This is a genomic window from Pseudomonas sp. F220 (assembly GCF_057813935.1).
The window spans coordinates 102,641-128,885 of record NZ_JBVASJ010000002.1 but is presented as its reverse complement, the minus strand read 5'-3'; the positions used below and the strand labels follow the sequence as shown (position 1 = coordinate 128,885).

Genomic DNA, 26,245 nt, shown 5'->3' with positions numbered 1-26,245 from the left:
AGAGACCGCCTATGAGCTGGATTGTTAATCCGTATTTCCTTAATCTTCGCCCCCTCGATACGCTGCACCCATTATTTTCAGGACTGTCTCGCTTCCCCAAGTGCTTTCGCAGTCCTTTTTTTATTCCAGCCGGTTTTCCGGCGTTCCGCGCCAGATGCCCAGGGCCGGTCAATAGGAGTGAGTCATGTCTGATGTACGTCATTCGCGAGTGATTATTCTCGGTTCCGGCCCTGCCGGTTACAGCGCAGCGGTCTATGCCGCTCGCGCTAACCTCAAGCCTTTGCTGATCACCGGCATGCAGGCCGGCGGCCAACTGACCACCACCACCGAAGTCGACAACTGGCCGGGCGATGTCCATGGTCTGACCGGCCCGGCGTTGATGGATCGTATGCGTGAGCACGCCGAGCGCTTTGAAACCGAAATCGTGTTCGACCACATCAATGCAGTCGACTTCGCGGCCAAGCCTTACACCCTGACCGGCGATAGCGGCACCTACACCTGCGACGCGCTGATCATCGCCACCGGCGCCAGTGCCCGTTATCTGGGCCTGCCTTCGGAAGAAACCTTCATGGGCAAAGGCGTTTCGGCCTGTGCTACCTGCGATGGTTTCTTCTACCGCAACCGTGAAGTTGCAGTCGTCGGTGGCGGCAACACCGCCGTTGAAGAAGCGCTGTACCTGGCCAACATTGCCAGCAAAGTCACGCTGATTCACCGTCGCGAAACCTTCCGCGCCGAGAAAATCCTGATCGACAAACTGCACGCGCGGGTTGCCGAGGGCAAAATCGTCCTCAAGCTGAACTCGACTCTCGACGAAGTGCTGGGCGACAAGATGGGCGTGACGGGTGCGCGCCTGAAGAACAACGACGGCAGCTTCGACGAGCTGAAAGTCGACGGCGTGTTCATCGCTATCGGCCACACACCGAACACCTCGTTGTTCGAAGGTCAGCTGACATTGAAAGATGGCTACCTGGTGGTTCAGGGCGGCCGTGAAGGCAACGCCACCGCGACCAGCCTGGAAGGTATCTTTGCGGCCGGTGACGTGGCTGACCACGTTTACCGTCAGGCAATCACTTCGGCGGGCGCCGGCTGCATGGCTGCACTGGACGCGGAGCGTTATCTGGACGATCTGCAGAACGCTAAGTTCTGAGTCTGATGAAATGAAAAAACCGGCGAAAGCCGGTTTTTTTTGCCTGCAATTTCATTGGCGCCGATGTCCTCTGTAGGAGCGAGCTTGCTCGCGATGACCGACTAGCATTCAACAGTGATGTCGATTGTTAGACCGCTATCGCGAGCAAGCTCGCTCCTACAGAGATAAGCGGCGCTGTAACGGCTGAGCTTCGAACTTCACACCCGCCAGACCATGCGCTATCAACGCCCGGATATTGCTGTGGTCGCTGCCCTCTGGCGTGGCAACCACCGAACGGTAGTGCTCGCCGAACGCCAGCAAGGCTTCTTCATCGCTCAAGCCTTCCAGCAGCGCCAGACCCAGGGTCTTGCACGAGCCTTCGTTCTGCCCGGCGGCGTTTTCGACGCCGCCGTTGTTGAAGGCCTGGGGCTGGTAATCGTAGCCAGCGGCGATAAACGCCAAGGTCTCGGCAAAGGCGTGGTTACCGCTTTTGAGGCTGGCGCGCAGGGTGTTCAGATCAGTCATGGGGTTTTCCTTTGGCAAACGCCGCTTGCTGTTCGGCATTGGCTTCTTGCTGGTATTGGGCTTTCCACTCGGCGTATGGCATGCCGTAAACCACTTCGCGTGCGTCATCGAGGCTGACCTCGATCTGGCGATCGTCGGCCTCGGCCTTGTACCACTTGGACAGGCAGTTGCGGCAGAAGCCGGCGAGGTTCATCAGGTCGATGTTCTGCACATCCTTGCGGCTGTCCAGGTGCGCGACCAGGCGGCGGAAGGCGGCGGCTTCGAGTTCGAGGCGTTGTTGCTCGGTCATGGGGTCTCTCTGAGACAGCTTCAAGCTACAAGCTTCAAGCTGCAAGATGGATTGCGGTGACTTGAAGCTTACAGCTTGTAGCTTGTCGCTTCTACAAAGCAGGCCGGCTCGCGGCGAGGGTGACCGACACCGACTCGGCGAAACGCAGGGCATGGGGTTTGTCGACTTCGACTTCGGCGTACAGCACCGATTCGTTGGTCATCACCAGATCGAGCAATTCCTGAGTCAGGCGTTCGAGCAAGGCAAAACGATTGCCCTCGACGTGGGCGATGATCGCCTTGGTGATGGTGCGGTAATTCAGTGCGTGGTCGATGTCGTTGTCGCGCACGGCGTCCTGCGCGGCATAGAGGATGGTCAGGTTGATCAACACATCCTGCTTGTTGAGGATTTCGTCCTCATTGATTCCGATGAAGGTCCGCAGACACAGGTCCTTGACCCGGATACGTGCCATTCCTGGCTGAAGTTGTGGCATTGCTACTTGCTCCGTCCAATCAATTGCAGGAATTCCTGGCGGGTGGTGCTCGACTCGCGGAAGGCGCCGAGCATCACCGAGGTGTTCATGGTTGAATTCTGCTTCTCGACGCCGCGCATCATCATGCACATATGCTTGGCCTCGATCACCACCGCGACACCGGCGGCCTGGGTCACTTGCTGAACCGTGTCGGCGATTTCCCGGGTGAGGTTTTCCTGAATCTGCAGGCGGCGGGCGAACATGTCGACAATCCGCGCGATCTTCGACAGACCCAGAACCTTGCCGGTTGGAATATAAGCCACATGGGCCTTGCCAATGAAGGGCAGCAGGTGATGTTCGCAGAGTGAGTAGAGTTCGATGTTGTCGACGATCACCATCTCGTCGTTATCGGAGTCGAACAGCGCACCGTTGACGATCTCCTCGACGCTTTGCGCATAGCCATGGCAGAGGTACTGCATCGCCTTGGCGGCGCGTGCGGGCGTGTCGATCAAACCTTCGCGATCCGGATTTTCACCCAGGCCGAGCAAAATTTCGCGGTAGTTTTGTGGCAGGGATAACGTCATACAACATCCTCGCGGGGCGGCTTATTTGACGTGCCGTCCGCCGTTGACTGTCAGGGTCGTTCCAGTGACATAAGGGTTGTCCAGCAGATAGCGCAGACTCTGGTAAATCACCTCGCTGCCGGGTTCGATACCCAGCGCGGACTTCGCCAGTGCCTTGGCGCGATACGCCGCGTCGTCGTCTGGGTTGAACATCAGCAGGGCCGGGGCGATGCCGTTGACCTTGACCCGCGGCGCATACTTCGCCGCGAAAGACAGCGTCAGGCTGTCCAGTCCGGCTTTGCTGGCGCAGTAGGCAATGTGCTTGCTGCTGCCCCTGCGGGTCACATCGTCGCTGATATGCACGATGTCCGCCGGGCTGGAGCGCTCCAGCAAGTCAGCACAATGCAGGTTGATCAGATAGGGCGCAAGCATATGCACGCTGAACATCTGGGTGAATGCGGCCGTTTCGCTGCCAGGCGTTTCAGCCAGCCAGGCTGAAGCGTTGTGAACAATCGCCCGCAGGCTATGGGTGTGAGTTTTCAGTTCGGCAATGAACGCCAGGATGCCGGCTTCGCTGGAGAAGTCGGCAAACAGCGCAATCGCGCCACGTTCACGCAGGGTCTGCACGCCTGGGCGCTCGCTGCGGTAGGTGATAATGACCGAATGACCTTCCTCCAGCAGCCGCAATGCGCAATGCAGGCCAACGCGCTGGCTGGCGCCAGTGATCAGGATCGGTGCAGGAGAAAGAGTCATGGAAAGCTCGCATCGAGGTATAGGCAAAACTATACCAGCGACTACGGGTGCACAGCCATGGAGCCTATGAGCCCGCAATCTTTGTAGGAGCAGCCGGTCGACGCTCGATTGGTCCGGGCGGCGTTCCGACGATGGACTCAAGAGCGGCGCGTTTATTCAGAGAACACGCGTTATCGTTAACGTCCATCGCGAGCAAGCTTGCTCCTACAGGGGGGCCGGCGTACGGGCGTGCCGTTCAGCCAGCCGGATAAAAGATGGGTCGACAGTGGAATGAAGAAATACACCATCAATGGCGTCAAGGCCAGGGTGCTGAAGAACACCCGATTCAACAGCCCCAGCTCGCCCAGCAAAGGACCCAGGAGCAGGTTGAAGAGCAGCGAGACTGGAAAGAACGCCAGCCAGATCGCCACAGCCTGCTTCCAGCGAGGAGGGCGGTGACCGGCTGCGCCAAACCAGCCATCGATGCCGCTGACCCGATGTTCCGAAGGATGAGCGAACAAATCGCTGCCCCGTGCCAGCCAGGCACTGCGCGAGGCAGAGTATTCCCAAGCATGCAGGGTCTGTTCATTGGCAAAGCGGAAGATGATCTGGAATTCGTCATCATCGGGCGGCGGAGCAAGTACGCCAGAGCCGAGATAGCCGGGGAAGTCGGTGGCCAGTTGTTCGCCTTCGCCAAGCCAGGCGATCAAATCCTGATAACGACCGTTGGCAACGCGGCGCGCCACCATCAGAGTGACGGGTGAGGTAGACATTGTGTATCTCCGAATTACTAGCGCAGCCCCGGATAGGGGACGCACTGCACGCAGCTCCGGGGTGATGGGCTGCGTTTAAGTACAAGCAAGGATTATTCCTGATTTTGCCAAATACACCAGCGACGGTGGTCGACTATCTACATCTTGAATGAGAGGTGTTTATGATGCATAAAATGGGATCCAATTCATTAGCCGGTACGTTCTGCTCAGATGCCCGTCATTACTGAATTTGCTCGTACATCACCTATTTCTCGCCCACTGGAGCAGGAAGAATTGTTCCCGATCCGGGAAGTGGCGCGGCTAACGGGCGTCAACCCGGTGACCCTGCGTGCCTGGGAGCGTCGCCACGGTTTGATTCTTCCCACACGCACCGACAGTGGGCATCGGTTGTATTCAATGACCGATATCGAGACGGTGCACAGCATCCTCAGCTGGATCGAGCGCGGCGTCGCGGTCAGTAAGGTCGGCAGTCTCCTGACCAAAACCAGCGCAGTTCAGGCGCAGTCCAACGCTATTGCTGGTGAAGATGCCCAAAGCGAATATGCGCAATGGCAGACGCAATTCAAGACGGCGGTCAGCGAGTTTGATGACCTGCAACTGGAGCGGCTGTATGGCCACGTGTATTCACGCTATGAACTGAGCGTTGTGTTCCAGGGCATCCTGATGCCGCTCTGGAAACAATTACTGCAACGGCAGGAGATGTTTGGTCAGACCAGCGAGTGGCTGTTCCTGGATGGCTTTTTGCGCGCTCGGGTCTCGCAACGTCTGGTGTTGCTACGCGGCTCGCAAGCGCGGCGGGTGCTGGTGACGGCCATGGCCGGACAGTGCCGTGAGCTCGAATTACTGGTGGCTGCCTTGTTTATGGGAAGCATGGAGGTTGGTGTCAGGGTGCTGACGGTGGGGCAGCCGTTCGATGAGCTGAGCCTGGTCTGCGAAAAAATCAAACTCCAGGCGCTTGTGCTGTTCTCCAACCATGCACCTGCTCCCGAGTTACTCAGACGCTTGAATCGTCTGGCCATTACCCTGAATTGTCCGGTAATGCTGGCTGGCGATGCGGCGAATCTGGCGCAGGAGAGTCTGGCGGGGTCGTCGATTGGGTGTCTGGGCAGCGATGTTCAATTGATGCCACAGCGCCTGCGGCGACTCCTGGCCAGTACGCTGGATACCTGAGAAGGAAAAGCCCTCAGGCATGCATTGCGGGATGGGTCAGGCGGTGCTGCTGAAGAATGAACTGGCGCAGACGTTCGGTTTCGTCCTTATCACTCTGGTTTAGACAATAAGCGAAGTAGCCGTGCTCGGTTTCGCGTTCGAAGGTGCCGCGCAGAGCGATGCGCTCGTAACCCGAAGGGCTGAACCAAAGAGCGAAATGCTTCGGTGGTTTGGTTCGGTTGCGAATTTCCAGCAACACCCCTTTGAACGACACTTCATGGACCCACAAAGCACCTGGCTGGCCCTTTGCGTTTTCCAGCGCAACCGGCTCTTCGAGCATCAAGCGCCATGGTCGAACCAAAGGCCCATCTTCATAAATGCTGGGTACACCGAGTCGCAAATGCAACGCATGAAACTCATCTTCCACCAGGTGCAGCGGAAAAGTGATTTGCTGGTTTTCGAATTGTGCCTGGATGGTGACTTGCTCATGTGCGGCAAGGCGGGTGAGCAGATCGCGAATCTGTGAGCCACCGTTGACCAACAGGCTCGACGTCGCATCCCGCACGTTGAGTTGCGGGTTGTGATGCATGGCCTGGATGAAGTCCAGCTCATCCTGAGTCAGGAGGGTGTCGCGCTGCATGATGTGCTCGAAAAAATAGTTACAAAGTCAGTGGTGATTGTAGTTAATGACAATTAATTCGAAGATCTGTTTGAACCGTTCGTCGCTTTTAGCGATTCGAGTCTGGTTTTAACCTCGGCCAATTGTGCTTCCAGATGTTCTACGCACTGCTGTAGCCAGTCAGGCGTTCAAGTGGCGGGTTCAACATAAATCGGGATATTGTCTTCGCCCTCCTATAAGCGATCACAACTCCATCGCTGGAGGCATTGATCATCGATAGACGCCATTCTGCTTCCTGTTTAGAACGCTGTATTTTAAGACAACATCGTGAGCCGTCCACTTGCCCTCAGCGGTTATTGAGGAGCAGTCACAGGTTTTTTGCTTCAGCTGTTAATATCCCGGTCTTTTACTCAGCTTCAGGATCAGATTGATGAAAGTCGCCATCCTTTCCGGTTCGGTATACGGCACGGCTGAAGAAGTCGCCCGGCATGCCGCAAACATTCTAAACGCAGCGGGTTTCCAGGCGTGGCACAAACCACGTGCGAGCCTGGCCGATGTCCTGGCATTTGGCCCCGAGGCGTTTCTTGCCGTGACCTCGACCACGGGCATGGGTGAGTTGCCGGATAACCTGCAACCGCTGTATTCGATGATTCGTGATCAATTGCCAGCTGCCTGGCGCGGTCTGCCCGGTGCGGTGATCGGTTTGGGCGATGCGAGTTACGGCGATACCTTCTGCGGCGGCGGCGAGCAGATGCGAGAACTGTTCGCCGAACTGGGTGTGCGCGAAGTCCAGGAAATGCTGCGTCTGGACGCCAGTGAAAGCGTCACCCCGGAAACCGACGCCGAGCCTTGGCTGGCGCAGTTCGCTAGCGCTCTGCGCAGCTGACAGGGCGTTCGCGCAGCAGCGCCAGCCAGGCCTGTGCGGCCTTCGATAAATAGGCGCCCTGGCGCCAGATGAAGACGATGTCCCAGCGTAGATAGCTGGGCGCCTTCAGCGTCAGGCGTACGACGCCTGGCCTGACCAAACCGCGTGCGACGACCCTGGGCAGCAACACCACTCCTTGCCCCGCGGCCACCAGTGCTGCGAGGAAATCCGCCTGACCGCTGCGTCCGCCTTCCTTCGGCGTGAAGCCCATTTGTTGGCACGCCTGGAGCAAACGGTCGTTGAGCACAAAACTGCGCTGATAGAGCAGAAACGGCGTGTCCGCCAACTCTTCCAGTCCAATCTCTGCCTTTGTGGCCAGTGGATGATCGGCTGGCAGCAGTGCGTCCAGCGGTTCGTCGCAGAACGGCTGAAAAGCAAATAGCGGATCCTTGGGCAGCAAACTGCCGCCCAGCTCCAGCTCACCACTCAATACGGCTTGCTCGATATTCAGGCTGCCACCTTCGAGCAGTTGCACGGTGATGTTCGGGTAACGCCGTCGGTATTCGGCAATCAGATTGGCGAACAACGCGTCGCTGCCGAGCAGCGGCAGCCCCAGTCGCAACTCCCCCCGGGCCAATTGGCTCAGATCATCCAGCTCGCTGAGCAACTCGTTACGTAGACGCAGCATGCCTTCAGCGCGCTGCAAGACCACGCTGCCGGCAGCGGTCAGGCGAATCTGCGAACCCAGCCGCTCCAGCAATGGCGTGCCGAGGCTGTGTTCGAGGTGCGCGACTTGTTTGCTGACGGCCGACTGGCTGATGTGCAGGGTCTTGGCTGCTTGGGTGAATCCGCCTTGGTGAATCACTTCGACGAAACTGCGCAGTTGTTTGAATTCCATGTTTGTAATTCCAGTTTGGAATGGTTTCCAGTCTAACAATTCGCTTCGGGGATGGTAGGTGCTTCTCTAAAATGAATGCCTGCGAGGACCGAAAGAAAATGAAACGTTCCACCTTGAAGCATGTGGGTCGACTGCTGTGCGAGCTGGCCATTCTGTTGGCTATTTATCTGCTGGGCTGTCAATTGGCGCTCTGGTTGTCCTGGCCAATTCCCGGTGGCGTCATCGGGCTGGCGCTATTGCTGCTGGCGTTTGCCTTTGGCTGGGTCAAACCGGCGGCGTTGCAATTGGGCGCTGGGCTACTGATGGCAGAAATGCTTTTGTTCTTCATTCCGGCACTGATGAGCCTGCTCAATTACGGCGGTCTGCTGCGCCAGGACGGTTGGCGGATCCTGCTGGTAATTGGCGTCAGTACGCTGATGGTGATGCTGGTCACGGCGTTTACCGTGGAGTTGGCCTGCCGGTGGAGGATGCGTCATGAAGCTTGAACTGATGCCGATGTTCTGGCTGGCCTTTACGCTCTCGGCCTATTTGTTCAGTCGCTGGCTCTATCGGCGTACGGGTCGCTACTTGCTGTCGCCGCTGATTCTGGTGCCCGCGTTGTTGCTGGCTCTTGCCGTGCCACTGCACACGGCCTATGCGGAGTATTCGACCGACACTCATTGGCTGATGCTGGTGTTGGGGCCAGTAACGGTGGCTTTCGCGGTACCGATCTGGCAGCAGCGGCAGTTGTTGGTTCGTCATTGGTCGGCGTTATTGCTCGGCATGCTGGCCGGCAGCATAGCGTCCATCGGCAGCTCCTATGGTCTGGCCAAGGCGCTGGCGCTGGACAGCTCAGTGACTATGTCGCTGGTGCCGCGCTCGATCACCACGCCCTTCGCCATGCCGTTGGCCCATGACTTGGGCGGCGTGCCGGAATTGACTGCAGTGTTTGTGATGTTTACCGGCGTCTTCGGCGCCATGCTTGGCGGCATTCTGCTCAAGTGGCTGCCGCTGCGCAGTGCCTTGGCCCGTGGCGCGCTGTTTGGCGTCGGCGCTCACGGTGCGGGCGTCAGTCGCGCTCATGAAGTGGGGGGCGAAGAAGGCTCGGTGGCCGGGTTAGTCATGGTCCTGACGGGGCTGTTGAATCTGTTCGCGGCCCCTCTACTGGCGTCTCTGCTTTGATATTAACTTGAACTGATTGATACAAAACTCAGCTCTGACTCGCTAGGCCAGTAAGCTGGCTGCCAATGCAACTACCCCAAGCCCGGTGGCTGACTAGACTGATCGGAGGTTAGCAAAAATAATAAAAATCGAAACATTCCGAGGTCATTTCCGTGAACGTAGTCCCCGTTCAATCGACACAAAATGTGAAAGACCAGGTCAGCGCCGCTGAGTGGCAGACCAGGGTGGATTTGGCAGCCTGTTATCGGCTGGTGGCGATGCATGGTTGGGACGATCTGATCTTCACCCACATCTCGGCCAAGGTGCCGGGTACTGAAGATTTTCTGATCAATCCCTTTGGCTTGATGTTTCACGAAATCACCGCGTCCAGCCTGGTGAAGGTCGATCAGGCCGGCAACAAGCTGATGGACAGTCCCTACGAGATCAATCCCGCGGGCTACACCATCCATAGTGCTGTGCACGAAGTGCGTCACGATGTGGTGTGCGTCCTGCATACCCATACTGCTGCTGGCGTGGCGGTTTCGGCGCAGAAGCAAGGCGTGTTGCCGATCAGCCAGCAATCGCTGTTCGTGCTGTCCAGCCTTGCCTATCACGGCTATGAAGGTGTGGCGCTGAACCACGAAGAGAAGGCGCGACTGCAAGCCGATCTTGGTGAGAACAATTTCCTGATGCTGCACAACCATGGTCTGCTGACCTGTGGCGGCACGATTGCCGATACCTTCCTGATGATGTTCACCTTCCAGCGAGCCTGCGATATCCAGGTGATGGCGCAGAACGGCGCGGCGGAACTGATCTCCATCGAACCGCAGATTCTGGCAGGGGCCAAGGCCATGATCGCCGGCGTTACGAAAAGTGCTCAAGGGATGGGTGGCGCGTTGGCTTGGCCGGCGCTGCTACGCAAACTCGATAAACAAGACTCGGGGTACAAACTCTAATGCAACTCGCCGAGATCCCTCTTTGCGTCTGGCGCAAACGCGGGCAGAGCTTTCTGTTTCGCGGCCAGACCATTCGCTACTGGATGGCGGGGCAGGGTGAACCGCTGTTGCTGATTCATGGCTTCCCGACCGCCAGTTGGGATTGGCATTATCTTTGGCAGCCGCTGACCCAGCGCTACCGGGTGATTGCCTGCGACATGCTCGGCTTCGGCGACTCGGCCAAACCGCTGGATCATGAGTACAGCCTGCTGGAGCAGGCTGACCTGCAACAGGCGCTGCTGGAACATTTGAGTATTGAGCAACCGGTGCATGTGCTGGCCCATGATTATGGCGATAGCGTTGCCCAGGAGCTGCTCGCCCGTCATTACGAAGCCAGTACCCATATCGCCAGTTGCGTGTTTCTCAACGGTGGGCTGTTTCCGGAAACCCATCGTCCAGTGCTGATGCAAAAACTCTTACTTAGCCCCTTGGGGTGGATGATTGGCCGGGCGTTCAGTCGTGAGAGGCTGGTTAAAAGCTTCAGTCAGATCTTCGGTCCTCAGACCCGACCCAGCGAAAGTGCGCTGGATGACTTCTGGAGCCTGATCAATAACAACCATGGGCAGCGAGTCCTGCACAAATTGATCAGCTACATTCCGGAGCGTCGGGTGCAGCGCGAGCGCTGGGTCAGCGCCATGCAGCGAGGTGACGTGCCGCTGCGGGTCATTGATGGCGAAGTCGATCCGATTTCCGGCGCGCACATGGTCGAGCGTTACCGGGAATTGATCCCTGAGCCGGACACCGTACTGCTGGCGGGTATCGGCCATTACCCGCAGACCGAAGCACCGTGTCAGGTGCTCAAACATTATCTGGATTTTCGTGACCAGATTATTTCCTCGCCTCGGGAAATGGCCTGTTTCTGAAATAGCTGCTCCTACATCTATGGTTACTCCCTCGCCACAGGTTTTTCGTTAGCCGCCAACTATCCCCCTGCCTTATCGCGCACCATTCAGCCTGCACCGTGTTTATTGTGACCAGCAAGCCTGTGCCTGACACTCAACATATTGTCCATTGGCCCTGCTGGAGTTCTGTATGAATGAGTCTGTGCGCTTCGAAGATAAAGTCGTGATCGTCACGGGGGCCGGCGGTGGCCTCGGACGGGCCCACGCGCTGCTGTTCGCCAAACATGGTGCAAAAGTGTTGGTCAACGATCTTGGCGGATCGGCTCAGGGCGAAGGCGCCAACGCTTCAGCGGCAGACCGGGTAGTGGCAGAGATTCGTGAGGCTGGCGGCATAGCCCAAGCCAACCACGACTCGGTGACCGACGGCGACAAAATCGTCCAGAACGCTCTGGACGCATTCGGCCGTATTGACGTAGTCGTTAACAACGCTGGAATCCTGCGGGACAAAACCTTCCACAAAATGGACGACAGCGACTGGGACCTGGTTTATCGCGTGCATGTCGAAGGCGCCTATAAAGTCACCCGCGCCGCCTGGCAGCATATGCGTGAGCAAAACTATGGACGGATCATCTTCACCGCCTCGACCTCAGGCATCTATGGCAACTTCGGCCAGTCCAACTATGGCATGGCCAAACTCGGCCTTTATGGGCTGACCCGCACCCTGGCCATCGAAGGCCGCAAGAGCAACATTCTGGTCAACGCCATCGCCCCCACCGGCGGCACGCGTATGACCGAAGGCCTGATCCCGCCGCAAGTCTTCGAACAACTCAAACCGGAACTGGTCAGCCCGCTGGTGGTGTACCTGGCCAGCGAAAACTGTCGGGAAACCTCCGGCCTGTTTGAGGTGGGCGGTGGCTGGATGGGCAAAGTACGTTGGGAACGCAGTCTTGGTGCCGGGTTCGATCCCCGTGCAGGTTTTGCCCCTGAAGACGTGGCAGCCCATTGGCAACAAATCTGCGACTTTGAAGGCGCGGCGCATCCGAAAGATAACATTGAAGCGCTGAAGGAAATGATGGGGAACTTGCAGAAGTATTCACTTTGATTCTGCAGTAAACATCGCGTTGTTATCGGGCTTTCCTTTGGTTTTCCCAATCATCAGGCATAAAAAAAGCCGCTGTATAAGCAGCGGCTAAAGTAAGACGTTAGATCAAGGAGCTATAAATCTACGTCAGTGAACTCGGTGGTGACACATTGAATAATGTTTTTTCAATCTGTCTAAAAGCTGTCGATCAGAAGTGGCATATTCACACTTCGGAGTTTGCTCTTTCTGGCGGTTTGCCGTGAGAGCCCAGCAATAATAAGTACTTATCGCCCCATGAAAAATAGCGATTCGGGACAATAACTGTTACAGCTTGAGTAACAGTCGCCGTTCAGACCCGCGCTCCAATCCTGTAGCAGCGGGTTAACCATTTTTTTTACGGCTGGTAGCCCATTCGCCAGCTCACCGCCTGCGTTGCCGCCAACAAACGCTGCGCTGCCGGGCCATTCTCATCGGCATGAAACAACGACGTTGGTCCGACCACTGTCAGCACTGCAGCCACATTCCCGACCGCGTTGAACACCGGTGCCGACAGTGCGTCCACCCCCGGCATCAGCAAGCCGTGCACATGATGCAGGCCGCGTCGACGAATCTGCTCGCACACTGCCGCGTAAACCTTCTCATCGGCCAGCAGATGGTTATCGCTCGCCTTCAGTTCCTGCTCACGCAACTCGACGGTTTCACGGTTTGGCAAGAAAGCGCTGAACACCAACCCGGTCGATGAACTGAGCAATGGCAACACTGAACCCAATTGTGTGACCACCGTTATCGCGCGCACTGCCGGTTCGATATGCACCACGGTCGCGCCCTGATTACCCCATACCGCGAGGAAGCAGGTTTCGTTCAGTTCATCGCGCAACTCGGCCAACGGCAGCGCGGCGACTTTCAGCACGTCCATACTGTTTAGAGCGGCCAAACCCACGCGCAACGCTTCACGGCCCAGGCCGTAATGGTTGGTGGCGGTATTTTGCTCGGCAAACCCGCTGGCAATCAGTGCCTGCAAATAGCGATGGACCTTGCTCGCCGGCATCTGCACGTGTTCGGCCAGACGCGACAAAGAAGTGGACGGCGACAGTTGCGCCAAGGCCTTGAGGATGTCAGTACCGACCTCGGCCGAGCGGACTTTCTGTTTACCGTTGCTGTCACTGGTGTTGCGCGGCTTTTCCATGGAGGCGGTGTGATCCCGAGACGAATGGGCGTCTTTATAGCTTGACGGTCAATACCAATCAAATTACGTTATGCGTAATTGAATTACGATAAAAATAACGCAGCGTGCTGAGACTTCTTGATCGGAAGGTGCAGCCCTCTGCCCACTCCACTCAGGAGGCTCCATGACCCTCGATTCCTCGGCGCCAGCGCTGGTTTATCAGTCAGGCTTTGGCAACGAATTCAGCAGTGAAGCGCTGCCCGGCGCATTGCCCGTCGGCCAGAACTCCCCGCAAAAAGCACCCTACGGTCTCTACACCGAACTGTTCTCCGGCACCGCGTTCACCATGGTTCGCAGCGAAGCGCGGCGCACCTGGATGTACCGCATACAGCCATCGGCCAATCACCCGGCGTTCGTCAAGCTGGATCGGCAACTGGCTGGCGGTCCGTTGGGTGACGTCACGCCTAATCGTCTGCGCTGGAATCCGTTGGACATCCCCTCCGAGCCGACCGATTTCATCGATGGTCTGGTCAGCATGGCCGCCAACTCTGCGGCGAATAAGCCCGCCGGGATCAGCATCTACAACTACCGCGCCAATCGCTCGATGGAGCGGGTGTTCTTTAACGCTGACGGCGAGTTGCTGGTGGTGCCGGAGCAGGGCCGTTTGCGCATCGCCACCGAACTGGGCGTGCTGGAGCTGGAACCGCTGGAAGTCGCCGTGCTGCCTCGGGGCCTGAAATTTCGTGTTGAACTGCTCGATGCCCAGGCTCGCGGCTACATCGCCGAGAACCATGGCGCGCCATTGCGCTTGCCGGACCTGGGGCCGATTGGCAGCAACGGCCTGGCCAATGCGCGGGACTTCCTGACGCCGGTCGCCCATTACGAAGACCTCAAGCAGCCCACCACCCTGGTGCAGAAATTCCTCGGCGAACTCTGGGGCTGCGAGCTCGATCATTCGCCGTTGAACGTGGTCGCTTGGCACGGCAACAACGTGCCGTACAAATATGACCTGCGGCGTTTCAACACCATTGGCACGGTCAGCTTCGACCATCCTGATCCGTCGATTTTCACCGTCCTCACTTCGCCGACCAGTGTCAACGGTCTGGCCAACCTCGACTTCGTGATCTTTCCGCCACGCTGGATGGTGGCCGAGAACACCTTCCGTCCACCGTGGTTCCATCGCAACTTGATGAACGAGTTCATGGGCCTGATCCAGGGCAGCTACGACGCCAAGGCCGAAGGCTTCCTGCCGGGCGGCGCGTCCCTGCACAGCTGCATGAGCGCCCACGGGCCGGACGGCGAAACCTGCAGCAAAGCGATTGTCGCTGAGCTCTCACCGAGCAAGATCGACAACACCATGGCCTTCATGTTCGAGACCAGCCAAGTGCTGCGTCCGAGCCGCTTCGCCCTCGACTGCCCGCAGTTGCAGAACAACTACGATGCTTGCTGGGCTTCGTTGCCCGCTACCTTCAATCCGAACCGGAGATAACCCATGAATCAGCCAACCATCACTCGTAGCTGGGTTGCCTCCGCCAACGACCACGCCGACTTCCCGCTGCAAAATCTGCCGTTGGGTGTGTTCAGCATCAACGGTTCTGCACCTCGCAGTGGCGTGGCGATCGGTGAGCACATCTTTGATCTGGAAGCGGCGCTGGACGCCGGTCTGTTTGACGGTGCGGCACGCGCGGCAGTCGAAGCGACTCGCGGCGGTCAGTTGAACGCGTTTTTTGACTTGGGCCGAGGCGCTCGTGTCGCGTTGCGTGAACGCCTGCTGGAACTGTTCGCCGAAGGCAGCACCCTGCACGGCAAGATCGAAGCCCAAGGCGCAAAATTGCTGCCACTGGCTGCGAACTGCCACATGCACCTGCCAGCAAAAATCAATGACTACACCGACTTTTACGTCGGTATCGAGCACGCACAGAACGTCGGCAAACTGTTCCGTCCCGACAATCCACTGCTGCCGAACTACAAATACGTGCCGATTGGTTACCACGGCCGCGCGTCGACCATTCGCCCGTCCGGCACTGACGTGCGTCGGCCAAAAGGTCAGACCCTGCCGGCCGGTCAGACCGAGCCAACTTTCGGCCCGTGCGCGCGCCTGGACTATGAGCTGGAGCTGGGCATCTGGATCGGTCAGGGCAACGCCATGGGCGACTCGATTGCCATTGGCGATGCAGCAGAGCACATCGCAGGTTTCTGCCTGCTCAACGACTGGTCGGCGCGGGACATTCAGGCGTGGGAGTACCAGCCGCTGGGTCCATTCCTGTCGAAAAGCTTCATCACCAGCATCTCGCCGTGGGTGGTGACGGCCGAAGCGCTGGAACCGTTCCGTCGTGCCCAGCCAGCTCGTCCGAAAGGTGACCCACAGCCGCTGCCGTACCTGTTCGACAAGCGTGATCAGGCCGCCGGTGCCTTCGATATCGAACTGGAAGTGTTGTTGCTCACCGAAGCCATGCGCGAGCAAAACCTGCCAGCCCATCGTTTGACCTTGAGCAATACCAAGCACATGTACTGGACCGTGGCGCAGATGGTTGCGCACCACAGCGTCAACGGTTGCCAGTTGCAGGCCGGCGATCTGTTCGGTTCGGGCACCTTGTCGGGGCCTGAGAATGGTCAGTTCGGCAGCCTGCTGGAAATCACCGAAGGCGGCAAAAAGCCGATCGAACTGGCCTCGGGCGAAGTGCGTAAATTCCTCGAAGACGGTGACGAAATCATCCTGCGTGCTCGCTGCAGCGCTGACGGTGTCGCCTCCATCGGTTTCGGCGAATGCCGCGGCAAAATCCTGCCAGCCCATTAAGAGGTTCGCGCCATGGAACTCTATACCTACTATCGCTCGACCTCGTCCTATCGGGTGCGTATTGCGCTGGCACTCAAGGGGCTGGATTACCAGGCGTTGCCGATCAATCTGATCGCCGCCCAAGGTGGCGAACATCGGCAGTCGGCGTACCTGAGCGTCAACCCGCAGGGCCGCGTGCCGGCCTTGCGCACCGATGAAGGCGACTTGCTGATCCAGTCGCCGGCGATCATCGAGTACCTCGAAGAACGTTATCCACAGGTGCCGCTGCTGTCCAAAAATCTGGTCACCCGCGCCCACGAGCGTGGGGTGGCGGCGTTGATCGGTTGCGATATTCATCCGTTGCACAACGTCAGCGTGCTCAACCTGCTGCGCCAATGGGGCCACGACGAGGTTCAGGTGGTGCAGTGGATCAGTCACTGGATCACCCAGGGGCTGGTGACGGCCGAGCACTTGATCGGCAATGAGGGTTACTGCTTCGGCAGCGAGCCGGGGTTGGCGGATGTCTACCTGATCCCGCAGTTGTATGCGGCTGAGCGGTTCAACATTTCCCTTGAGGTCTATCCCCGGATTCGCCGGGTGGCCGCGTTGGCTGCTCAGCATCCGGCGTTTCTCAAGGCTCACCCGGCACAGCAGCCCGATACCCCGCAATAAAGCTGATCGGACGCAGAGCATCCATGGCGGCATTCCCACGCAGAGCGTAGGAATGCCGCCATGTATCTGTGATTTGCGGGTTTACACGGTTGGCATAGGAGCTGGCGCAGCCTGCGATCTTTTGGGCCTCAATGCCCAATCGAATTGGGCAGCAAGTACCGTGATGAAGTTTGATCTGGCCCAGTGTCAGGAGGCGCTGGCCCGGATCAAACGCAGCCCCCATCTGGTAGGGATAGAGCCGTCTTCCCGTTGCAGATGATTGATTGAAGCTTTGAAGCGTTCCTTCAGCTGAGCTTTGGCGGCTGACGTTAGCCGATCCACATCGTAGGTTTCGCTAAGTGATTCCCACAGTTCGTCGAAGTGCGGATGCCACTCAACATCCAGATCTTCAAACTCGACGCAGGTAAAACCTTCGCGGAGTAACTCGAGCCACCCCTCCTGGGTTCGAGTGCGTGGATCGCCCATCGGCAAATGCGCAAGTGCATCTTGTTGGGCGACAGGTCGAAAAACCTCCAGGTACAACTTGCCAACCTCTCCCAGCAAGAAGCCTCGTCCGACGATCGCCGCCAGTTTCCCGTCATCACGCAAGACGCGGCGAATCTCAACGAGGACCTGTTCGATGTCATCCATCAACATCAGGGCCAGATGCGACAGGACAAAATTAACGCTACCAGTCGCCGTCGACAGCGTCTGTGCCCGTTCTTTCAGCAGGACCACACTTTCAGGAAGCGTTGCGCGCGCTGCGTCCAGTTCTGCCTGGCTCATGTCCACGCCGATCAACTGCAATGCCGGTTGCTGCCGATTGGCCAGCAACGTGAGCAAGTGTCCGTCCCCGCACGCGAGGTCCAGTACGGTCAGTGCAGCGCTTGAGGTAGGTATAAGCGATGCCAACACTGCATACGAAGAGGCCTGGCTCGACGTCCTCAGATGGGCAAATGCGGCGCTGGTCGTCCCGGTACGGCGTTGGTGAAAGTCCTGCAGAAATCGTTCAGCGGGGGAAATAACGTACATGACGACCTCATCCATGGGGTGGACGGGCAGTGTACGGAAAAGCGGTCGGGGCGATGACGCAGTACTCAATGAACAGTATTGATCATTCAGGTGTACGCAACCCCTGTAGGAGCTGCCGCCAGGCTGCGATCTTCTCGCTTCAATGCACAATCGAGTTCGGTGGCAAATGCCCCAACCGCTCGGTCAGCCGTAACCGCTGGATAGGGTCTTCACTGAGCAGCAACGCATGCTCCAGATCGAAGCGTTCGGCATTCGGGCAGTCGAGGCGTTGATACAGGCTGGCGCGGGCCAGGTAATCGGCTGCGCTGGCGTTACCGAGTTCCAGCACGCGTTCGGCGTCGATCAGCGCGCCGAGGTTGTCGTCATTGGCAAGGTGCAACTGCCGCAGGTTGCGCGACAGGCGCTGCAGCATGTGAACCGGCTCGGCGGTGAGCAAATGCTCTGCACTCAGCTTCATGTTCGGGCCATATTGGCGTTGCAGCAGTTCACGGCAATCATTGGGATACAGCCGCCGTCCGCCGCATGGGTCGAGCAGATGGTCGGCGCCCGGCACACACAGCAGGAAATGCCCCGGAAAGTTGACGCCGACCATGGGGATCTCCAAGCGCCTGGCCAGCTCCAGGGCGATCAGCCCCAGCGCCAGCGGTTGTCCGCGTCTGCGTTCCAGTACTTTATTGACCAGCGCAGCCTGGGGCCGCAGCGGAGTGGAGTCATCCTGCGCAAAGTTCAGGTCATTCATTCGGCGCAACAAGGGCTGCCCGAGCTCACTCACCGGCAACATCGGCAAACCGGAGCTGACCCGTTGTTCCAGCTCTTTGAAGTTGTGCAATAACACCTCTGGATCTACCGCCGGATCGTGCTCGACAGCGATCCACACTGTCGCGTCAAAGAGCGCCGGTGGAGAGCGTTGCAGGCAGGCGAAAAAAGCTTGGCGGGGCGTCATCAAAATCTCCGGTGAATGCCTCGTTTTAGCCCCGTCGCCGGCTTTCGTCCAGTGCTGTACACATGACGTTGCAGGTTATGTCTTAAAGCCTGCAAACAGCCTCGGCTTATTCCCGTGCGCTTCAGCAATCTTCCGCCGCAAGACTATACTGGCGACATAAGCTTGATTCGGGAGCCCGATGATGTTTGCTCTCATGCAAAGCACCCGCCTTGAATCGCTGCACCTTAGCGTCGACCCAAAGACCGGGTTGAAAGCGGTGATTGCTATCCATTGCAGTCGCTTGGGGCCTGCCCTGGGCGGTTGTCGTTACCTTGCCTATCCCGACGATGAAAGTGCTGTGGTCGACGCTGTGCGTCTGGCTCAGGGAATGAGTTACAAGGCTGCATTGGCCGGTCTGCCCCAAGGCGGCGGCGTAGCAGTGATCGTTCGCCCGCCCCATGTCGAAAGTCGCGCCGCCTTGTTTGAATCCTTCGGCCGCTGCATCGAACAGCTTGACGGTCGCTACATCACCGCCATCGACAGTGGCACCTCGGTTGCCGACATGGATTGCATTGCCCAACAGACCCAGCATGTCACCAGCACCACCGCGGCGGGCGACCCTTCGCCGCACACTGCCATGGGCGTGTTCGCGGGGATCCGCACCACCGCCATGGCCCGTTTGGGCAGCGATAACCTCGAAGGTTTGCGCATTGCCATTCAAGGTCTGGGCAATGTCGGCTTCGCGCTTGCCGAGCAGTTGCACGCGGCAGGTGCCGAATTGCTGGTCAGTGACATCGACCCCGGTAAAGTGCAGTTGGCCATGGAGCTATTGGGTGCCCATCCGATTGCCAATGATGCGTTGCTCAGCACCCCGTGCGACATCCTCGCGCCTTGTGGTCTGGGCGGTGTGCTCAACAGCCACAGCGTCGCCCAATTGCGTTGCGCGGCGGTAGCCGGTTCCGCGCACAATCAACTGACCAACCTGCAAGTCGCCGATCAACTGGAAAATCGCGGGATTCTGTATGCACCAGACTACGTGATCAATTCCGGCGGGCTGATTTACGTCGCGCTGAAACATCGCGGTGAAGAGCTGACGACCATTACGGCTCACCTCTCGAAAATCGGCGCGCGGCTGACCGAAATCTTCGCCCACGCCCAGGCCGAAAAACGCTCCCCGGCGCGGGTAGCGGACGAGTTGGCGGAGCGCCTGCTATACCCATAGGAGAGAGCAAAGGCCCCACCACGGTTACTTGCTCGAAAGGCCCGCGCCATAAGCGCCGGGCTCATCAGCATCACGCTTACCCGGCGTGCAAGGAACTGTGCCATGCCCCAAAAGGTTAACCTCCCCTATACCCGCTACTTATCCCCCGAAGGCCACCTGCTCGGAGAACTTCCCGCCTGGGCGGATAATTTCAATCTGCTGACGCGCCTCTACCGGCAGATGGTCCTGACCCGTCTATTCGATCAGAAAGCCGTCGCCCTGCAACGCACCGGGCGCATCGGGACCTACGCACCGACCCTCGGCCAAGAGGCGATCGGTGTGGCGATTGGTAGCCTGATGCAACCCGAAGATGTGCTGGTGCCGTATTACCGCGACACCGCCGTGCAATTGATGCGCGGGGTACGCATGGAAGAAATTCTTTTGTACTGGGGCGGCGACGAGCGCGGTAGCGACTACGCCGAGCCGGCGGTGGCTCAGGACTTCCCCATCTGCGTGCCGATTGCGACTCAGGCGCTGCATGCCTGCGGCGTGGCCAGTGCATTCAAGATCCGTGGCGAACACCGGGTGGTAGTGACCACGTGCGGCGACGGCGCCACCAGTAAAGGCGATTTCCTCGAAGCCCTCAACGTGGCTGGCGCTTGGCAGTTGCCGGTGGTGTTCGTGATCAACAACAACCAATGGGCGATCTCGGTGCCGCGGCGAATTCAGTGCGGCGCGCCGACGCTGGCGCAGAAGGCGATTGGCGCCGGGTTCCACGGCGAGCAGGTCGACGGCAATGACATGCTCGCGGTGTATGAGCGCATACAAATTGCCCTGGAACGGGCGCGCCAGGGCAAAGGCCCGGTGCTGCTGGAATGCCTGAGTTATCGGCTTGGCGACCACACCACTGCGGACGACGCCACACGCTATCGACCCGCCGATGAGGTCAAGCAAGCCTGGCTTGAAGAGCCGATCAAACGCTTGCAACGTTTCATGGCCGGGCAGGGCGTCTGGGATGAAGGCCGCGAGCAGGCGCTGATCGCTGAATGCCAAGGGCTGGTGCAGCGTGCTGTGGATAACTTCGACGCGGCCGGCAATCAGCCGCCGGAATCAGTGATGCAATACGTCTATGCCCAGTGGCCGGCAGCGTTGGCTGAGCAGCGCGAATGGCTTCTCGAACGGGTAGCGCGGCGCGCGGGAGGTTCGGCTCATGAGTAACGAAAAAGTCAGCCTCCTGGAAGCGGTGAATCTGGCCATGCATCGAGCCATGAGCGAAGACGAAAATGTCATCGTCCTTGGCGAAGACGTCGGTGTGAACGGCGGGGTGTTCCGCGCCACCCAAGGGCTGCGGGACAGCTTCGGCTTCAAACGCGTGATCGACTCGCCGCTGGCCGAAACCATGCTCGGCGGACTGGTGGTGGGCATGGCCGCCCAAGGCTTGAAGCCCGTGGTGGAAATCCAGTTCATGGGCTTTATCTACGCCACCATGGAGCACTTGGTGTCCCACGCCAGCCGCATGCGCAACCGCACCCGGGGGCGGATCACTTGCCCGATGGTATTGCGCTCGCCGATGGGTGCCGGGATTCGTGCGCCGGAACATCACAGCGAAAGTACCGAAGCATTGTTTGCGCATATTCCTGGGCTGCGGGTGGTGATTCCCTCATCGCCCGCCAGAGCCTATGGCCTGCTGCTGGCGGCCATTGATGATCCTGATCCGGTGGTGTTTCTTGAGCCAACCCGGCTCTACAGAATGAACCCGCAACCGCTAATCGATGACGGCAAACGCCTGCCGCTGGATACCTGTTTTACCCTGCGCGAAGGCAGCGACATCACCTTGATCAGTTGGGGCGCCAGCGTCATGGAAACCCTGCAGGCCGCCACGCTTTTGGCGGAACAGGGCATTTCGGCAGAGGTGATCGATGTCGCCTGCGTCAAACCCTTGGACCTTGACACTCTGGAAGCCTCGGTACGCAAAACCGGTCGTTGCGTGATCGTCCATGAAGCGCCGCGCTCCTGCGGGGTCGGCGCAGAAATCGCTGCCAGCCTCTACGAGCGGGCCTTGCTGGAGTTGCAGGCACCGATCCAGCGCGTCACGGCGCCGGACATCCCGCCGCCGCTGTATCGGCTTGAAAACCTGTATATCCCCAACGTTGAAGACATCCTGCACGCCTGCGATACCGCACTGAATTTCGCCTGAGGAGGCCGTGATGAAATATTTCAAACTGCCCGATCTGGGTGAAGGTTTACAGGAAGCGGAGATCGTCGAGTGGCACGTCAAGGTCGGCGATACGGTGAAGGCCGATCAACTGCTGGTCTCGGTGGAAACCGCCAAAGCGCTGGTGGATATCCCTGCGCCTTATGATGGCGTGGTGGCCAAAACCTACGGTGGCGAAGGTGACATCCTGCATGTTGGCGAGCCCTTGCTCGGCTATGAAGGCGAAGCGGACGCAGGCACCGTGGTCGGGCGGCTTGAAGGTGGCGGCAACAGCCAGGACGATCAGTTTTTTGTCGGCGCCGCGCCCTCGACTCGCGAACACATGACTACCCGCGCCACTCCGGCAGTGCGGCAATTGGCACGGCAACTGGGCGTCGACTTGAGTGCACTGAGCGGTTCCGGCGCTGATGGCCTGATCACTCGCAGCGATGTCGAAGGCGCGTCCCAGACTGAGCGCGACAAATTCGGCGGCGAAAAGCTGCGCGGTGTGCGTCGCAGCATGGCGCTGAACATGGCCAGGTCCCATGCCGAAGTAGTGCCTGTGACGATCTTCGGTGATGCCGATTTGCACCGCTGGGGTCAGGCCCGGGATCCGTTGATTCGCCTGGCCAAGGCCATGGCAGCCGCGTGTGCGGTGGAGCCGGTGTTGAACAGCGGGTTCGACGGCAAGTCGCTGTCAATCAAACAGCACCCAACACTCGACCTGGGGATCGCCGTGGACACGCCAGACGGTCTGTTTGTGCCGGTCCTGCGCGATGTCGGCAATCGAGCGTCAGCAGACCTGAAAGAAGGCATGAGTCGATTGCGAGCCGACGTGCAGGCCCGCTCGATACCGCCCCAAGAGATGATGGGCGCGACCCTGACACTGTCCAATTTCGGCACCTTGTTCGGGCGTTACGCCAACCCGGTAGTGGTGCCGCCGCAAGTGGCAATTCTCGCCGCCGGCGGAATTCGCGAAGAACCGGTCGCCATGAACGGCAAAGTGGTGGTGCATCCCGTCTTGCCGCTGTCGTTGACCTTCGATCATCGGGCGGTGACCGGTGGCGAGGCGGCGCGGTTTTTCAAGGCGTTGGTCGAGGCCCTGGAAAAGCCTGAGGACTAGACTTTTCATTCGCCCATGAAAAAGGCCCTGAGCCATTTGACTCAGGGCCTATTCAATTCGGGCGTTGCTTACTTGACGGACTTGGCGGCTTTCGCGGGCTTAACCGGCTCAGCTGCTTCAGGCGCTTCAACCGGTTCGGCTACTTCAACTACTTCAGCCGGCACGTTGAGCAACTCGGACAATGCATCCGGTTGGCTCTTGAATGCCTTGGCGAACACATCGCGGTTTTTCGCCATGTAGATCCCGGCTTCTTCCACTTGCTGCTCAGTCAGTGACGGAACAGCTTTTTGCAACACTTCGGCCAGCAATTCAGCCAGTTCGAGCATTTTGTCATGACGGTCAGCTTCGGCTTTATCCATGAACAAACGCTCCAGATCTCGGCTGCTGCGGTATACCACTTCGACGGCCATTCACCACCTCACATGCCTTTACGAAAGTTGTCTTTTGCGACTACTGTATTTTTATACAGCTAAAAGGATAAGCGAATCCCTGCGCTTTGGGTAGTGGCTTTTTAATGTAGCTGGGAATTGGGGTTTGTCAGGTAGGTCGAGGCGCCTGAATCGCGGGCAAGCCTCGCTCTTACAGAATTTGCGCGGACCTTGTGGAGCGAGCGGTGCGGCGATCCGACTTGCCCGCGATAGCGTCAGTACAGGCACCACAGAAAAGTGCCTCATATCAGCCAGCCATCATCTTACTTCTCAGCCTCTGGCCTTTTTTCTGCATGCAGATCAACCGTCACGTCAACATCCGGTCTAACCGACCTAAGGAAATAGCATCGTGAAAATCAATTGGGCCGAAAATCTTCGCCAAAACGTTCATCAGTTGGCCGAGTCGCTGGGCAATCTGTTCGTCGAAACGTTCCACTACCTGGCGCTGTTCGCCATTGGTGCGGTGACGGCCTGGGCTGCGGTGATGGAATTTTTGCAGATGATCGAGGCGGGTCACATCAAGATCGATGACATTCTGCTGCTGTTCATCTACCTCGAACTGGGGGCGATGGTCGGGATTTACTTCAAGACCAATCACATGCCAGTACGCTTCCTGATCTACGTGGCGATCACCGCGCTTACGCGCCTGCTGATCTCCAACGTCTCGCACCACAATCCGCCAGACGTGGGCATTATTTATCTGTGCGGTGGGATTTTGCTGTTGGCATTTTCGATTCTGGTGGTGCGTTACGCTTCTTCGCAGTTCCCTTCCGTGAAGATCGCCCACCCGAAACGCAAGGTCGATGCGGGTTCCAGCGATCATCCGGAAGTCGAGGAGGAGGGCGAGCGTTAAATCCTCACCGCGAGATGGGGTTGGCCGGTCGGCCAGCCCTTGCGTGGAGGTGACAGCAGCTTGAGGTTGCCGCTGTCGGTCATGGCCTCGAGAATCGCCATGGCGCTGTGACCCTGTTCGATGGCGATGCCAAACTGAATACTTTGCACCAACCGTTTCAACCGCTGCGGGTCGTTGCGTTGCTCGGTGCTGATCATGCGTTTGGCCACCACATGGCCTGCGTTGGAAAGGGTCAGCATGATGCTGCCGTCAAGCCCTTGAATGCTCAGGTTGACCTGATACTGCGGGGAAAAGGCGTCAGTAATGATCTGAAAAGGATTGTCCATAATGCGTCACCGCGTGATTGGATCGTGCAGTCATTGACCGGTCGTGGTCGGAATTAGTTCGTGTTTCCAGACCATCGGCAGGCCGTTCGCTGAGGTTTCATAAGTCCATTTTCCTCATGACCGACAAAGCAAAGGGCATGCCGGGCAAGTGCTCAGGCAATAGACCGGCAATAAAAAGGCGGGCTCACGGGCCCGCCTTCAAATCACTGCCCGTTTCAGGGCATGAACGAGAAGATGATCGCCGAAAGCGCCACCAAACCGATCACGACTACGAACACGTTCGACAGCTGCCCGGAGTACTGGCGTAGCGCCGGTACCCGGTGAATTGCATACATCGGCATCAGGAACAGCAGACAGGCGATGATTGGCCCGCCCAGGGTCTCGATCATCCCGAGGATGCTCGGGTTGAAGGTTGCCACGGCCCAGCAGGTGAGCACCATGAACAGTGCGGTCGCACGGTTCAGCCAGCTCGCTGACAACGTCCGGCCACGGCTGCGCAGGCTTTTTACGATCAGCCCTTGAAAGCCTTCGCTGGCGCCGATGTAGTGGCCGAGGAAGGATTTGGTGATTGCTACCAAAGCGATCAACGGCGCGGCGTAGGCGATCACCGGGGTCTGGAAGTGGTTGGCCAGGTACGACAGGATCGAGATGTTCTGCGACTTGGCAGCCGCCAGGTCAGCTGGCGACAGGGCCAGCACGCAGCTGAAGCAGAAGAACATCACCGTCAGCACCATCATGCTGTGGGCGATCGCGAGGATGCCACTGCTTTTGCGCTCGGCCTGAGCGCCGTAACGCTGCTTCTGATCGACCGCGAATGCGGAAATGATCGGCGAATGGTTGAACGAGAACACCATCACCGGAATCGCCAGCCACAGCGTCTTGAAGAACAGCGGCAATGGCATGCCTTCGCTGGCAGAGGCGAAGAACGCGCCGTTCCAATTTGGGATCAGGCTCAAGCCAAGCAGCAGCAACGCGGCGACAAAGGGATAAACCAGAACGCTCATGGCTTTGACGATCACGCCTTGGCCGCAACGCACAATAGTCATCAAACCGAGAATCAACAGCAGCGAAAGGATCGCCCGTGGTGGCGGTGTGATGTGCAACTGGTGTTCCATGAAACTGGTGAGGGTGTTGGTCAGCGCCACGCTGTACACCAGCAGGATCGGGAAGATCGCGCAGAAATACAGCAGTGTTATCAGCTTGCCAGCACCGACCCCAAAATGTTCTTCAACCACTTCGGTGATGTCGCCGGAGCGCCCGGACAGCACGAAACGGGTCAGGCCACGGTGGGCGAAGAAGGTCATCGGGAAGGCCAGCAGCGCCAGCACCAGCAGTGGCCAGAAACCGCCCACGCCAGCATTGATCGGCAGGAACAATGTACCGGCCCCGATGGCCGTGCCGTAGAGGCCGAGCATCCAGGTGGTGTCGTGTTTGCTCCAGCTTTTGCTGGTCGCGCGAGCCTCTCGTGAAACGTCTATAACGGGATTATCGGCAGCAGGTGTACGTACATCGGTCATCGGTATCGC

At 58.5% G+C, this 26,245-nt stretch carries 29 protein-coding genes and 1 pseudogene; 16 read left to right on the top strand and 14 right to left on the bottom strand.

Going from position 1 to position 26,245, the window contains the following annotated elements; genetic code table 11:
- Positions 1-184 precede the first annotated feature (184 nt).
- Positions 185-1,147 (top strand): thioredoxin-disulfide reductase, encoded by a 963-nt coding sequence (gene trxB / locus ACZYSM_RS02430; protein WP_489068528.1) that lies wholly within the window; start codon positions 185-187, stop codon positions 1,145-1,147.
- Between the two features lie 156 nt (positions 1,148-1,303).
- Here the strand turns inward: trxB and ACZYSM_RS02425 are convergent, their stop codons facing one another.
- From ACZYSM_RS02425 to ACZYSM_RS02400, 6 genes are all read right to left on the bottom strand, one after another.
- Complete coding sequence (locus ACZYSM_RS02425) at positions 1,304-1,651, bottom strand: HopJ type III effector protein (RefSeq protein WP_489068527.1); 348 nt, start codon at positions 1,649-1,651, stop codon at positions 1,304-1,306.
- On the bottom strand, positions 1,644-1,940 hold the full coding sequence (locus ACZYSM_RS02420) for a DUF1244 domain-containing protein (protein WP_489068525.1): 297 nt from the start codon (positions 1,938-1,940) through the stop codon (positions 1,644-1,646). The genes ACZYSM_RS02425 and ACZYSM_RS02420 overlap by 8 nt, the downstream gene beginning before the upstream one ends.
- Before the next feature lie 91 nt (positions 1,941-2,031).
- The gene (gene folX / locus ACZYSM_RS02415; RefSeq protein ID WP_489068523.1) at positions 2,032-2,412 is read right to left on the bottom strand and encodes a dihydroneopterin triphosphate 2'-epimerase; all 381 of its coding nucleotides are present in this window, start codon (positions 2,410-2,412) and stop codon (positions 2,032-2,034) included.
- A gap of 2 nt (positions 2,413-2,414) precedes the next feature.
- Complete coding sequence (folE, locus tag ACZYSM_RS02410) at positions 2,415-2,975, bottom strand: GTP cyclohydrolase I FolE (RefSeq protein ID WP_489068521.1); 561 nt, start codon at positions 2,973-2,975, stop codon at positions 2,415-2,417.
- Positions 2,976-2,996: 21 nt separating this feature from the next.
- Entirely contained in the window at positions 2,997-3,707 is a 711-nt protein-coding gene (gene folM / locus ACZYSM_RS02405; protein WP_489068519.1) for a dihydromonapterin reductase, read from the bottom strand.
- 176 nt (positions 3,708-3,883) lie between these two features.
- The gene (locus tag ACZYSM_RS02400; RefSeq protein WP_489068517.1) at positions 3,884-4,459 is read right to left on the bottom strand and encodes an antibiotic biosynthesis monooxygenase; all 576 of its coding nucleotides are present in this window, start codon (positions 4,457-4,459) and stop codon (positions 3,884-3,886) included.
- Positions 4,460-4,669: 210 nt separating this feature from the next.
- On the opposite strand from ACZYSM_RS02400, the gene ACZYSM_RS02395 reads away from it, so the two are divergent.
- On the top strand, positions 4,670-5,629 hold the full coding sequence (locus ACZYSM_RS02395) for a MerR family transcriptional regulator (protein WP_489068515.1): 960 nt from the start codon (positions 4,670-4,672) through the stop codon (positions 5,627-5,629).
- 13 nt (positions 5,630-5,642) lie between these two features.
- Here the strand turns inward: ACZYSM_RS02395 and ACZYSM_RS02390 are convergent, their stop codons facing one another.
- Positions 5,643-6,248 carry a hypothetical protein gene (locus ACZYSM_RS02390; RefSeq protein ID WP_489068513.1) on the bottom strand — a complete coding sequence of 202 codons (606 nt, stop codon included), beginning with the start codon at positions 6,246-6,248 and terminating at the stop codon, positions 5,643-5,645.
- A 409-nt stretch (positions 6,249-6,657) separates the two neighbouring features.
- Between ACZYSM_RS02390 and ACZYSM_RS02385 the strand changes: the two genes are divergently transcribed.
- Positions 6,658-7,113 carry a flavodoxin gene (locus ACZYSM_RS02385; protein WP_489068511.1) on the top strand — a complete coding sequence of 152 codons (456 nt, stop codon included), beginning with the start codon at positions 6,658-6,660 and terminating at the stop codon, positions 7,111-7,113.
- On the opposite strand, the gene ACZYSM_RS02380 is transcribed toward ACZYSM_RS02385, so the two are convergent.
- The gene (locus tag ACZYSM_RS02380; RefSeq protein ID WP_489068510.1) at positions 7,094-7,990 is read right to left on the bottom strand and encodes a LysR family transcriptional regulator; all 897 of its coding nucleotides are present in this window, start codon (positions 7,988-7,990) and stop codon (positions 7,094-7,096) included. The genes ACZYSM_RS02385 and ACZYSM_RS02380 overlap by 20 nt on opposite strands.
- A 98-nt stretch (positions 7,991-8,088) precedes the next feature.
- Between ACZYSM_RS02380 and ACZYSM_RS02375 the strand changes: the two genes are divergently transcribed.
- The 5 genes from ACZYSM_RS02375 to ACZYSM_RS02355 all read left to right on the top strand — a co-directional run bounded on the left by ACZYSM_RS02375 (position 8,089) and on the right by ACZYSM_RS02355 (position 12,069).
- A complete protein-coding gene (locus tag ACZYSM_RS02375) occupies positions 8,089-8,475 on the top strand; it encodes a CidA/LrgA family protein (RefSeq protein ID WP_489068508.1) in 387 nt (128 codons plus the stop codon).
- On the top strand, positions 8,465-9,151 hold the full coding sequence (locus ACZYSM_RS02370) for an LrgB family protein (protein WP_489068506.1): 687 nt from the start codon (positions 8,465-8,467) through the stop codon (positions 9,149-9,151). Before ACZYSM_RS02375 ends, ACZYSM_RS02370 begins: the two co-directional genes overlap by 11 nt.
- Positions 9,152-9,303: 152 nt before the next feature.
- Positions 9,304-10,086: a class II aldolase/adducin family protein gene (locus tag ACZYSM_RS02365; RefSeq protein WP_489068504.1), complete on the top strand. Its 783-nt coding sequence runs from the start codon at positions 9,304-9,306 to the stop codon at positions 10,084-10,086.
- Positions 10,086-10,988, top strand: a complete 903-nt coding sequence (locus ACZYSM_RS02360; protein WP_489068502.1) for an alpha/beta fold hydrolase — start codon at positions 10,086-10,088, stop codon at positions 10,986-10,988. The genes ACZYSM_RS02365 and ACZYSM_RS02360 overlap by 1 nt, the downstream gene beginning before the upstream one ends.
- Positions 10,989-11,157: 169 nt before the next feature.
- Positions 11,158-12,069, top strand: a complete 912-nt coding sequence (locus ACZYSM_RS02355; RefSeq protein WP_489068500.1) for an SDR family oxidoreductase — start codon at positions 11,158-11,160, stop codon at positions 12,067-12,069.
- A gap of 373 nt (positions 12,070-12,442) precedes the next feature.
- On the opposite strand, the gene ACZYSM_RS02350 is transcribed toward ACZYSM_RS02355, so the two are convergent.
- Complete coding sequence (locus tag ACZYSM_RS02350) at positions 12,443-13,234, bottom strand: IclR family transcriptional regulator (protein WP_489068498.1); 792 nt, start codon at positions 13,232-13,234, stop codon at positions 12,443-12,445.
- A 163-nt stretch (positions 13,235-13,397) separates the two neighbouring features.
- Here ACZYSM_RS02350 and hmgA point away from each other — a divergent pair, with 163 nt between their 5' ends.
- From hmgA to maiA, 3 genes are read left to right on the top strand one after another with little or no spacing between them, the layout of a single operon-like run.
- Positions 13,398-14,702, top strand: coding sequence for a homogentisate 1,2-dioxygenase (hmgA, locus tag ACZYSM_RS02345; protein ID WP_489068496.1), 1,305 nt, complete (start codon positions 13,398-13,400; stop codon positions 14,700-14,702).
- A 3-nt stretch (positions 14,703-14,705) separates the two neighbouring features.
- The gene (fahA, locus tag ACZYSM_RS02340; protein WP_489068494.1) at positions 14,706-16,010 is read left to right on the top strand and encodes a fumarylacetoacetase; all 1,305 of its coding nucleotides are present in this window, start codon (positions 14,706-14,708) and stop codon (positions 16,008-16,010) included.
- Between the two features lie 12 nt (positions 16,011-16,022).
- Positions 16,023-16,661 carry a maleylacetoacetate isomerase gene (maiA, locus tag ACZYSM_RS02335; RefSeq protein WP_489068492.1) on the top strand — a complete coding sequence of 213 codons (639 nt, stop codon included), beginning with the start codon at positions 16,023-16,025 and terminating at the stop codon, positions 16,659-16,661.
- A 186-nt stretch (positions 16,662-16,847) separates the two neighbouring features.
- On the opposite strand, the gene ACZYSM_RS02330 is transcribed toward maiA, so the two are convergent.
- Complete coding sequence (locus ACZYSM_RS02330) at positions 16,848-17,672, bottom strand: class I SAM-dependent methyltransferase (RefSeq protein ID WP_489068490.1); 825 nt, start codon at positions 17,670-17,672, stop codon at positions 16,848-16,850.
- A gap of 139 nt (positions 17,673-17,811) precedes the next feature.
- A complete protein-coding gene (locus tag ACZYSM_RS02325) occupies positions 17,812-18,615 on the bottom strand; it encodes a SirB1 family protein (protein ID WP_489068488.1) in 804 nt (267 codons plus the stop codon).
- Between the two features lie 181 nt (positions 18,616-18,796).
- Here ACZYSM_RS02325 and ACZYSM_RS02320 point away from each other — a divergent pair, with 181 nt between their 5' ends.
- The 4 genes from ACZYSM_RS02320 (at position 18,797) to ACZYSM_RS02305 (ending at position 23,112) form a co-directional block, all read left to right on the top strand.
- Positions 18,797-19,816 (top strand): Leu/Phe/Val dehydrogenase, encoded by a 1,020-nt coding sequence (locus ACZYSM_RS02320; protein ID WP_489068486.1) that lies wholly within the window; start codon positions 18,797-18,799, stop codon positions 19,814-19,816.
- 102 nt (positions 19,817-19,918) lie between these two features.
- Positions 19,919-21,013, top strand: a complete 1,095-nt coding sequence (gene pdhA, locus ACZYSM_RS02315) for a pyruvate dehydrogenase (acetyl-transferring) E1 component subunit alpha (protein WP_489068484.1) — start codon at positions 19,919-19,921, stop codon at positions 21,011-21,013.
- The gene (locus ACZYSM_RS02310; protein WP_489068483.1) at positions 21,006-21,992 is read left to right on the top strand and encodes an alpha-ketoacid dehydrogenase subunit beta; all 987 of its coding nucleotides are present in this window, start codon (positions 21,006-21,008) and stop codon (positions 21,990-21,992) included. Before pdhA ends, ACZYSM_RS02310 begins: the two co-directional genes overlap by 8 nt.
- A gap of 10 nt (positions 21,993-22,002) precedes the next feature.
- Positions 22,003-23,112: a dihydrolipoamide acetyltransferase family protein gene (locus ACZYSM_RS02305; RefSeq protein ID WP_489068481.1), complete on the top strand. Its 1,110-nt coding sequence runs from the start codon at positions 22,003-22,005 to the stop codon at positions 23,110-23,112.
- A 170-nt stretch (positions 23,113-23,282) separates the two neighbouring features.
- Here ACZYSM_RS02305 and ACZYSM_RS02300 read toward each other — a convergent pair.
- Positions 23,283-23,522, bottom strand: a pseudogene (locus tag ACZYSM_RS02300) (YebG family protein); the annotation flags it as partial.
- 367 nt (positions 23,523-23,889) lie between these two features.
- Between ACZYSM_RS02300 and ACZYSM_RS02295 the strand changes: the two are divergent.
- The gene (locus ACZYSM_RS02295; RefSeq protein ID WP_489068479.1) at positions 23,890-24,393 is read left to right on the top strand and encodes a phosphate-starvation-inducible protein PsiE; all 504 of its coding nucleotides are present in this window, start codon (positions 23,890-23,892) and stop codon (positions 24,391-24,393) included.
- Here the strand turns inward: ACZYSM_RS02295 and ACZYSM_RS02290 are convergent.
- Together ACZYSM_RS02290 and ACZYSM_RS02285 are read right to left on the bottom strand one after the other, a co-directional pair.
- A complete protein-coding gene (locus ACZYSM_RS02290) occupies positions 24,390-24,719 on the bottom strand; it encodes a DUF3509 domain-containing protein (RefSeq protein WP_489068477.1) in 330 nt (109 codons plus the stop codon). The two genes, ACZYSM_RS02295 and ACZYSM_RS02290, sit on opposite strands and share 4 nt — an antisense overlap.
- A gap of 215 nt (positions 24,720-24,934) precedes the next feature.
- A complete protein-coding gene (locus ACZYSM_RS02285) occupies positions 24,935-26,236 on the bottom strand; it encodes a serine/threonine transporter (RefSeq protein ID WP_489068475.1) in 1,302 nt (433 codons plus the stop codon).
- Positions 26,237-26,245 lie beyond the last annotated feature (9 nt).